Origin of the sequence: Streptomyces sp. NPDC056883 (assembly GCF_042788835.1) — a bacterium.
GTDB classification, from domain to species: Bacteria; Actinomycetota; Actinomycetes; order Streptomycetales; family Streptomycetaceae; genus Streptomyces; species Streptomyces stoeckheimensis.
The window spans coordinates 106,252-115,704 of sequence record NZ_JBHUBS010000015.1 but is presented as its reverse complement, the minus strand read 5'-3'; the positions used below and the strand labels follow the sequence as shown (position 1 = coordinate 115,704).

At 73.7% G+C, this 9,453-nt stretch carries 9 protein-coding genes; 8 read left to right on the top strand and 1 reads right to left on the bottom strand.

Translation table 11 applies throughout. The features are described 5' to 3' along the window. The first annotated feature begins 12 nt into the window (after window positions 1–12). The 7 genes from ACFRU2_RS30520 (at window position 13) to ACFRU2_RS30490 (ending at window position 6,531) form a co-directional block, all read left to right on the top strand. A complete protein-coding gene (locus ACFRU2_RS30520) occupies window positions 13–114 on the top strand; it encodes a daptide-type RiPP (protein ID WP_308313499.1) in 102 nt (33 codons plus the stop codon). Window positions 115–169: 55 nt separating this feature from the next. Continuing rightward, the gene (locus tag ACFRU2_RS30515; protein WP_250744242.1) at window positions 170–319 is read left to right on the top strand and encodes a daptide-type RiPP; all 150 of its coding nucleotides are present in this window, start codon (window positions 170–172) and stop codon (window positions 317–319) included. Window positions 320–478: 159 nt separating this feature from the next. After that, on the top strand, window positions 479–1,264 hold the full coding sequence (locus ACFRU2_RS30510; RefSeq protein ID WP_382978087.1) for an ABC transporter ATP-binding protein: 786 nt from the start codon (window positions 479–481) through the stop codon (window positions 1,262–1,264). Beyond that, on the top strand, window positions 1,257–1,997 hold the full coding sequence (locus ACFRU2_RS30505; protein ID WP_382978085.1) for an ABC transporter permease: 741 nt from the start codon (window positions 1,257–1,259) through the stop codon (window positions 1,995–1,997). The genes ACFRU2_RS30510 and ACFRU2_RS30505 overlap by 8 nt, the downstream gene beginning before the upstream one ends. A gap of 101 nt (window positions 1,998–2,098) precedes the next feature. After that, window positions 2,099–3,742, top strand: a complete 1,644-nt coding sequence (gene mpaP / locus ACFRU2_RS30500) for a daptide biosynthesis intramembrane metalloprotease (RefSeq protein ID WP_382978082.1) — start codon at window positions 2,099–2,101, stop codon at window positions 3,740–3,742. Window positions 3,743–3,774: 32 nt separating this feature from the next. Next, a complete protein-coding gene (gene lanKC, locus ACFRU2_RS30495) occupies window positions 3,775–6,252 on the top strand; it encodes a class III lanthionine synthetase LanKC (protein ID WP_382978079.1) in 2,478 nt (825 codons plus the stop codon). A 30-nt stretch (window positions 6,253–6,282) separates the two neighbouring features. Then, entirely contained in the window at window positions 6,283–6,531 is a 249-nt protein-coding gene (locus ACFRU2_RS30490; RefSeq protein ID WP_382978076.1) for a hypothetical protein, read from the top strand. Window positions 6,532–6,610: 79 nt separating this feature from the next. Here the strand turns inward: ACFRU2_RS30490 and ACFRU2_RS30485 are convergent, their stop codons facing one another. Continuing rightward, window positions 6,611–8,467: a trypsin-like serine peptidase gene (locus tag ACFRU2_RS30485; RefSeq protein ID WP_382978073.1), complete on the bottom strand. Its 1,857-nt coding sequence runs from the start codon at window positions 8,465–8,467 to the stop codon at window positions 6,611–6,613. A 51-nt stretch (window positions 8,468–8,518) separates the two neighbouring features. Here ACFRU2_RS30485 and ACFRU2_RS30480 point away from each other — a divergent pair, with 51 nt between their 5' ends. Then, window positions 8,519–9,421, top strand: coding sequence for a hypothetical protein (locus ACFRU2_RS30480; protein ID WP_382978070.1), 903 nt, complete (start codon window positions 8,519–8,521; stop codon window positions 9,419–9,421). The last annotated feature ends 32 nt before the right edge of the window (window positions 9,422–9,453 follow it).

The window sequence follows — 9,453 nt, the reverse complement described above, 5'->3', positions numbered from 1 at the left end:
GCGCAGGACGGCCTGGAGCTGGGCCTGCAGGAGCTCGAGGTCCTCGAGGCCCCCGGTTTCTGGGAGGGCGTGTCCATCGGCATCGCCATCTCCACGGTCACCATCGCCACCTGATCCACCCTCAGCAGTCACGTACCACCCACTACTCGACACACGAAGGAGAACAGCCATGAGCGAGCAGATTCTCGACAACGCGGCGGTCGTCGCGCAGGACGGCCTGGAGCTGGGCCTGCAGGAGCTCGAGGTCCTCGAGGCCCCCGGTTTCTGGGAGGGCGTGTCCATCGGCATCGCCATCTCCACGGTGACCATCGCCACCTGATCCCGCCCCGGCAAGCCGCACGCAACTGAGCGGCGTCCGAAACGGATCGATGCGGACCGGGCCCGGCCGGGAAACCCCCGGCCGGGGCCCGGCCCTCGGCACCACCGCTCGACCGAACCACCCACACACCCGGCACACCCCGGAAAGGACGCGGCAGCGATGAGCAGCAGCAGCGACCCGGCCGTCTCGCTGAACGGCCTCACCAAGACCTACAAGGGCCTGCGCGCCGTCGACGCACTGACCGTGGACATCCGCGCCGGCCGTGTCACCGGCCTCCTGGGCCGCAACGGCGCCGGCAAGACCACCACCCTGCGGATGCTGCTCGGGCTCGCCACCCCGACCGCCGGCACCGCCACCATCCTCGGCAAGCCCTACGCCGAACTCCCCGACGCGGCCCACCGCATCGGAGTCAGCATGGACGGCATGGGCGGCGTCACCGGCGCCACCGTCCGCGGCGAACTGCGCATCTGGTGCACCGTGTTGGGCCTGCCCGCCGGCCGCGCCGACCAGGTCATGGAGTACACCGGCCTCGACTACGCCGCCGATCGCCCGGTCAAGGGCTGCTCCACCGGCATGCGCCAGCGCCTCGCCCTGGCCACCGCCCTGCTCGCCGACCCGGAGATCCTCATCCTCGACGAGCCGGCCAACGGCCTCGACCCGGACGGCATCCGCTGGCTGCGCGCCACCCTGCGCACCCTGGCCCTCGGCGGGCGCACCGTCATCGTCTCCAGCCACCAGCTCGCCGAGCTGGAGCAGACCGTCGACGACGTCGTGATCATGCAGCACTCCCTGCGCTACGCGGGCACCCTCGACGACCTCACCGGTCACGGCGCCAGCCGCCTGGAGGACCGCTTCTTTGAGCTCGTCGACCCGGCCGCCACCGCCGTCCCGGCCGCCACCGCCGCAGGAACCCGTACCCCGGAAAGGAACTACTCCCGTGCGTAACCTCATCGCCGGCGAAACCCGGAAGGCCCTGACCGGCCGCGCCTGGTGGGCCCTGCCGCTCGCGGGAGCCTGGCTGTGCCTGATCACCACCTTCGGATACGTCTCCGGAGGCGAGAAGGCCATCGCCGACGGGTCCACGTCCCTGGCCGTCGGCCAGGACGTGGCCCGTTCCTGGATGATGATGTTCCTGCTGGCGGCCGTGTTCGGCGCCGTCCACGTCACCCGGGACTACGCCTCCGGCACCATGGTCCGCTCCGCGCTCCTGGCCGGCTCCCGCTCCCGCCTCTTCGGCGCGAAGCTCGCCGTCGCCACCGCCGCCGGGGCCGCCTTCGGCCTGATCGCCGCCGCCCTCGGCGCCGTCAGCGTCTACCTCGGCCCGCTGCCCTTCGGCCTGGAAGCCGCCGCCGACGGCGAGACCGCCCTCATCCTGGTCGGCGTGTTCGCCTGCTGCACCCTGGCCGCCCCCTGGGGCGCCCTCATCGGCTGGATCGTCCGGAACCAGACCGGCGCCGTGGCCACCCTGATCGGCCTCACGCTCCTGGTGGACCCCGGGCTGCAGCGGCTGGTACCCGAAGTCTCCAAGTACCTCCTGACCATCGCGATGAGCTCCGTGTACCGGGACGTGAAGCCCGACCTGCTCTCGCTGCCCTGGGCGTACGCGGTCATCGCCGCCTGGCTCGCCGCCGCCTTCGTCGCCGGCCGCCACCTCGTCCGCACCCGCGACATCGCCTAGAGCGTGCCCAGCACGCCGGGCACCCCAGGCAGAACCGGTCCGTCCGGCCCCGACCCACCGGACACGTCCTCATCGCCCCCTTGATCCGAGGTGCTTCCACCATGTCCGCCAAAACCGCCTTCGCACCCGATCTGGAGCGGCCCCGCACCGCCGACGACGTGGCCGTGCGCGAACCGCTCACCGAAGACGCCCCCTGGGTGATCCAGCGCGGGGAGCACAAGCACTTCCGCACCGGCGAGGACCTCGCCCGCCTGGTCCGCCTCCTCGACGGAAGCCGCGACCACGACCAGCTCGCCGCCGAACTCGGCTCCCCCTGGACCCCCGGCCACATCGACCGCGCGGTCCGCAGCCTCGCCGACTCCGACCTCCTGGAGGACGGACGGCCCGTCAAGAAGCCGGCCAGGGTCCGCTTCGCGGGCCCGCTGACCATCCAGTTCACCCTGGTCAAGCCCGAGCGGATGCTGCGCCGCCTCGCCCCGCTGGTCCGCCCGCTCGGCCACCGCCTCGTCCTCGGCGCGGCCGCAGCCGTCGTCCTGCTGGGCGTCCTGGCCCTCGCCGCCAGCGGCGCCACCCTCGACAGGGCGCTCTCCAGCCCGATGCCCCTGTGGGCGTACGCCTGCGTGATGCTCGGCGTGGTCGCCACCACCGCCGTCCACGAGATGGCCCACGGAGCGGTCCTCACCCATCACGGCGGCACACCCAGCCGGATGGGCTTCATGCTCTTCTACATGTCGCCGGCGTTCTTCTGCGACGTCTCCGACGGCTGGCGGCTGCCCGGCAAGCACCAGCGCGTCCAGGTCGCCCTCGCCGGCATCGCCATCCAGGCCGTCGCCGCCGGGACCGCCGCCCTCGCGGCCCTCGCCGTCCCCGCCGGACCGGCCCGCGAGACCCTGCTGCTGGTGGGCCTCGTCAACTACATGGTCTGCGTGGTGAACCTGCTCCCGCTGGTCAAGCTCGACGGCTACCTCGCCCTCATGAGCCACCTGGACATCTCCCACCTGCGGGAGAAGGCCATGACCGACGCCCGCCGCGCCCTCGCCCGGATCGTCTTCGGAGGCCGCGGCTACCAGCGCGAACTGCCCGGCCGCGGCTGGTCCGTTCCGTACGGCCTCGCCTGCCTGGTCTTCCCCCTGTACCTGATCTCCAGCGCCCTGACCCTCTGGTCCGGCATCCTGCAGCGCCTGGGCATCGCCGGCTCCTGCATGATGGTCTGCGCCCTCGGCTACCTGCTGTGGAGCCTCGGCAAGGGCGCCGCCACCCTGGTCCGCGAAGCCGTGCAGGCCGGAGCCCGCCCCGCCCGCATCGCCGCCGCGGGAGTGCTCGCCACCGCCGGACTGGCCCTGGCCGCCACCCTCGTACAGATCCCCGCCACCGTCTCGGCCGGCTACACCACCGAGCGCGACGGCAGCCTCAGCCTCCTCGTCCCCCGGGGCGGCGGCGGCTTCGACCTCACCGAGGGCACCACCGTCACCCTGCGCCGCTCCGGGCTCTTCTCCCGGCCGCAGACCGGCACCGCCACCCTCGGCGAACCCACCGGCCACGACGTCCTCGCCCCGGTCACCGCCATGCTCCCCGTCGCCAGTGACCGCCCCTGGCTGGAGATGAAGGCGTACCCGCTGCACCGCGTCACCGCCACCCCCGCGCCGAACGGAACGGACCGCACCGGCGTCGCCGAGGTCCAGGCGGGCCACCACCCGCTCTGGAAGTGGTTCGCCGTCTCCTACCTCGGCCCGCTGCTCCCCTGACTTCTCCCGTACGCCGCCCACGGAGGCCCGCCATGTCCCTGCGACACGTTGCCCACTGCCCGCCCGGCACCCCCTTCTACGACCGTCCGGCCGCGATCACCGGCGCCGACGCCTTCCCGGCGGCCACCGCCGAGGCCCCCGCCGGGTGGACCCGTGAGCCGATGGGGGAGTGGACCGTCCTGACCCCTCCGGGACTCGAACTCCCCGGCCAGGGCTGGAAGATCCACGTATCGGCGACCGAGCGCACGGCCCCCGAGGTCCTCGACATCGTGAGCGCGTACTGCACCTCCCGCTCCCTGCTCTTCAAGTTCCTCACCAGCCCCTCGATGCTGATGCTGCGCAACAGCAAGTACGGGGACCGGGGCAGCAGCGGCAAGTTCATCACCCTCTACCCCCGCGACGAGGCGGAGCTGGAGACCGTACTCACCGAGCTCGACGCCCTCCTCGAAGGCCGCCCGGGACCGGCCGTCCTCAGCGACCTGCGCTGGGGCGCGGGCCCCCTGTACCTGCGCTACGGAGGCTTCAAGCTGAAGCTGGGCCCCGGCCCGAACGGCGCCCCCGTGCCCTGCATCGAGGACCCCGACGGCAACCTCGTCCCCGACGTGCGCGGCCCCTCCTTCCGCCCGCCGGCCTGGCTGCAGCTGCCGCCGTGCGTGGTGCAGGCGCTGGCCGAACGCAACCGCGGGGGCTCCCTCGGGGACTTCCCCTTCAAGATCACCCAGGCCCTGCACTTCTCCAACGGCGGCGGCGTCTACCGCGCCACCGACACCCGCGACGGACACGAGGTCCTGGTCAAGGAGGGCCGCCCGCACGCCGGCCTCGACGACGCCGGAGCCGACGCCGTGGAGCGGCTGCGCCGCGAGCACGACGCGATGGCGGCCCTCGACGGACTGCCCTGGTTCCCGAAGGTCCTGGACTGGCGCCGCGGCGCCGAACACTGGTTCCTGACCCGGGAGTTCGTCGACGGCAACGCCCTGACCAAGGAGACCGCCGAGCGCAACCCGATGCTCCACCCGGTCACCGCCCGCGACACCGCCATGCCCGTGGCCGAGTACACCGCCTGGGCCCTGGACGTCCTCGACCGCATCGAGGCCGCCGTCACCGCCATGCATGAACGCGGCCTGGTCTTCGGCGACCTGCACCCCAACAACGTCCTGATCCGCCCCGACGGCACCGTCGCCTTCATCGACCTGGAGACCACCCTCCCCATCGAGGGCCACACCGGCCAGGCCATCGGAGCCCCCGGATTCTGCGCCCCCGCCGGCACCACCGGCACCGCCGTCGACCGCTACGCCCTGGGCTGCCTGCGCCTCAGCCTGTTCCTGCCGCTGACCCCGGTGATGTCCTTCACCCGCCACCGCTCCGAGGACCTCCTCGCGCAGATCGCCGCCTTCTTCCCGGTGCCCGAGGGGTACGCCGACCAGGTCCGCGCCGACCTCGGACACGCCCCGGCGCCCGCCGGCGGCCCGCTGGCCACCCCCGAGCGCATCGCCACCGGCATCCTGACCTGCGCCACCCCCGAGCGCACGGACCGCCTCTTCCCCGGCGACGCCGACCAGTTCCTGCACGCCGACGGCGGCCTCAACATCGCCAACGGAGCCGCCGGGGTCCTGTGGGCCCTGCGCGGAGCCGGGATCACCGTCCCCGAGGCCCACCTCGACTGGCTGGCGGACGCCGCCCGCGCCGTCACCGGTCCGCGGCCGGGCCTCTACGACGGACTGGCCGGCATCGCCTGCGTCCTGCACGACTTCGGGCGCACCGACGAGGCCGCCGCCCTCCTCGACCGGGCCCACGGCCTGCTGTCCACCGCCACCCTGCGCGACGGCAGCCCCGACCGCAGCCTCTTTGGCGGCATCGCGGGCCTCGGCCTGGCCCTGCTGCACCTCGGCGAGGACACGGCCGCCCGCGAACTCGCCGCCGCCCTCGTCAACAGCCCCACCCTGGAGGAACGCCCCGGCCTGCTCCGCGGAGCCAGCGGGGAGGCCCTCTTCCTGCTCGCCGCCGGCCGTGACGACGCCGCGCGCGTGGCCCTCGTACACGACCTCGAACTGTCCCGGCAGCCGCTGCCCACTCCGTGGCACCGGGTCCAGCTCGCCCACGGCGGAGCCGGGCAGGCCATCGCCGTCCACCACTACCTCGCCGCGCACCGGGACCCGTACCTGACGGCCGTCCACGACGCGCTGCTGACCGACCTCACGTCCCAGTTCCACCCGGCCTGCGGCCTGTTCACCGGCCGCGCCGGCGCCCTCGCCGCCCTGAGCTGCACGGACGACGGCTCGGCGGCCACTGCCCGGGCTCTGGCAGAACTCAGGTCCGGCCTGGAATCGTTCGCGGTGGCCCACGAGAACGACCCGTACGCCACCGGCTTCCTCGGCGACCACCTGCTGCGCCTGTCCACGGACCTGGCCACCGGCTCCGCCGGCGTCCTGGCGGCGCTGACCGCGCCCCGCACGGCCGTCCTGCCCTACCTGCCCGCCCCGGCCCAGGCGCCGGTCCCGGCCGCCCGCTGAACCCGACCCCACCCACGTACGGAGCCCCGCATGCCCACCCACCTGACGGTCAGCATCAGCATGACGGAGGACGCCCCGTCCTCGGCGGCCCCCGAGACCACGGCCGTACGCCTCGTGTCCTGCCTCCCCGCGTCGTGGACGGTGGTTCCCCTCGCGATGACCACCCGCTCCGCGACCCTGTCCCTGACCGCCCCGGACGACACCCGCGCCCCGGCGGTCCTGGAAACCCTGGACACCGCGCTGTCGGCCCCCGCCTTCACCGGCTGGATCCGCGGCTGACCCGCCACCCGACCACCCGCGGGCCGCTCGCTCTTCCCCCACAAGCGGCCTGCGGGTGCACGTCCGCTTCCGGGCCCGGTCAGGCCCGCGGTGGGACGAGCATGCGCTCGGGGCCGAGACGGTTGGCGCGGGTGTTCTCGTACATCGAGGTCTCGCCGTCGGTCCAGCGGATGATCAGGTCGTTGGCGAGGCCGTCACCGGTGTAGCGACCGGTGGTCATGAGCACGCTGTGGGTCCAGGTGCGGTCGGGGCCGTGGACGGTCTGCTTGCCGCCCAGGCCCGCGGTGGTGGTGCCGACGTAGCTGTCGAGCGCGCCGGTGGACCAGCGGACCATCAGGTCCCACTTCCGGTGGCCGGAGAACTCCCCGGAGGTGAGCAGGGCGGCGCCCTTCCAGGTGGCGTCGGGCTTCCTGAGCCGGTACTCCCGGCCGAGGGTGCCGGCGCCGACGCCGGTGTGGAGGCCGAGTTCGCCGTCGGACCAGCGGACCATGAGGTCGGTGACGTAGGTGCTCGCGTGGAAACGTCCGGCGGCGATCTGGGTGGCGTACTTCCAGACGGATCCGGAGGGGGCCATCTCGGTGACGGATCCCAGGCCGTTGGAGCCGACGTCTCCGTGCAGGGTCATCCGGCCGTCCTTCCAGCGGACCATCAGGTCGAACTGGTTCGAGCCGGTGAAGTCGCCGGCGGTGAGGGTGGCGACCGCCTTCCAGCCCGCGTTCGGCGCCGCGAGCCGGCGCTCGGGCAGGAAGCCGCCGTTGCCGTCACCCGGGAAGAGGGTCACCTCCCCGTCGGTCCAGACGACGAGCAGGCTGCTGCGGCCGCTGCCGGTGAAGTCGCCGGAGGCGATCTGCCGGGCATGGGTCCACAGGTCACCGGGACCGGGCAGCAGGGAGCCGTCCGCGGAACCCCGGTACGGCGGCCGGGTGAGGGCGCCCGGATCGCGACCGGCGTCGGCGTCGGCGTACAGGTCCTGCGCGTCCTTGCCGTACACCGGCGCGTACGTCACCCAGGAGTCGTTGCCGCCGCCGTGGTGGCCGCCGGTGTTCCCGACGACCTTGCCGGTGCGCTTGGCCGCGTCGTAGTCCTTGATCCAGGGGCCGCCGGACACACCGCCGTAGAAGCCCTTGCACAGCATCCGCATCTGGCGGAAGCCGCCCAGCCGGGTGGTGGGCACGTCACAGCGGATGGCCTTGTGCTTCGGGTTGACGCCGGAGGCGGACGGGTAGCCGACGACGGTGACGCGATGCTCGTAGGTGCTCCCCGGCGTGAAGGTCAGCGCCCCCGTGACCTTCTCGACGCTCCCCTTGGCGTTCGGCTCGACCAGGACGAAGGCCACGTCCAGGTCGGAGACGGCGGCCTTGCCGTTCGACGCGTAGCGGGGGTCCGTGTACACGCCGTTGGTCTTGACCGGGAAGATCCCGAACGGCTGGGCGCGGGCCGCTCTGCCGTGGCGGTACTGCGGCACGAAGACGGCGTGGTTCGCCGGCCCGGCCATGCCGTCCGCGCAGTGCGCCGCCGTGAGCACCATGTTCTTGCGGGCGCTGCGGACCACGCTGCCGGTGCAGGAGGTGTCGGCGTTGCCGACCTTGGATTCCCGGTAGAAGAAGGTCCCCACCATCGGCATGCCGTCGAAGTAGGTGCCGGACGGGGTCCCGGACGGAGCGGCGGACAGGGTCCTGTCCTGCGGGCCGGCCGGCCCGCCGGCCGTCACCCGGCCCCGCGCGTCGTCGACGGGCACGGCGGCGGCCATGCGCTCGGCCGTCCAGTACGCCTCTTCGGCGACGACCCTGGCGGAGGACGGCGGCGGGGGCGGGGTGCTGCCGGGCCTCGCGGTGGCGCTCGGAGGGACGGTCGCGGCCGACGCGGGACCGGTACCCGGTGCGGCCGCCATCACGGCGACGGCGACGGCGACGGCGGTGAACCAGCTGGATCTCAAGGAACCCACTCTCCGTACGACAAGATCGTCGGTAGACAGAAAAGAGATCACATGGGCAGGACGAAGACCGCTGCCGCCGGGGTCGCCGCGCTGACGATGCTCCTGATGCCGTCCGCGGGAACCGCGTTCGCCGCCCGGACGGCGGATCGGCCCACCCCGCGGTCCACCCCGCAGTCCACCCCGCAGTCCACCCCGCCGGACGCCGGGGCCCGGCTGTCCGCGAGCCCCGGGGAGCGGCTCACGTTCACGCTCCCCGCCTGGCTGCCGGGGAAGAACGGCAACCGGGTGGTCTCCGAGATCTTCCTCGAACCCGGGACGCTGAGGATGGACGATCCGGTCATCACCGCCGTGGCCACCGTGGCCTGCGACACCCCTCCGGGGGTCTACCCGGTCCGGCAGACCGGCCCCGGCGGGCCCACCGAAGGGGCCGGGGGCGAGCCCTGGGTGAGCGTCGAGGTCGCCGGCATCGGCGCGGCCGAGCGCGCGGCCTGCCCCGGGAAGGTCGCGGCCCTTCCCCCCGAACAGCCGGAGGAGCACTGGCCCGCCGGCCTCTCCTGGCCGCAGTCGCCCTGGGACGTACGGACGTTCCGGCCCGGCGAGGAGGTGACGCCGACGGCCTCGGACGCGTCGGCGGGGTACGGCGACACCCTCACCTCGCCCGGGTTCACCGGCAAGGCCGTCATGCGCGGGGCCAAGGCGGTCGTCACGGCCGCCGCGACGATCCGCTGCGATGCCGGGCCGGGGCTGTACGAGGTCCGCTGGGCGGGCGGCGACGAGGTCTGGGCCCGCTACCGGGTGGCGGGTTCCGCCGACCCGAATCGCCCCGCATGCCGGGACCGGGCCGCCGGACCGGCCCCGGGGCACACGCCCTGGCTGGTCGGTACGGCCGCCGCCCTGGCCGCCGCGGGCGTGGCGGCCCATGCCGTGGCCCGGCGCCGCCGGCGCCGCCGGTGACGGGATCCGGCCCGGCGTCAGGCAATGCGGTG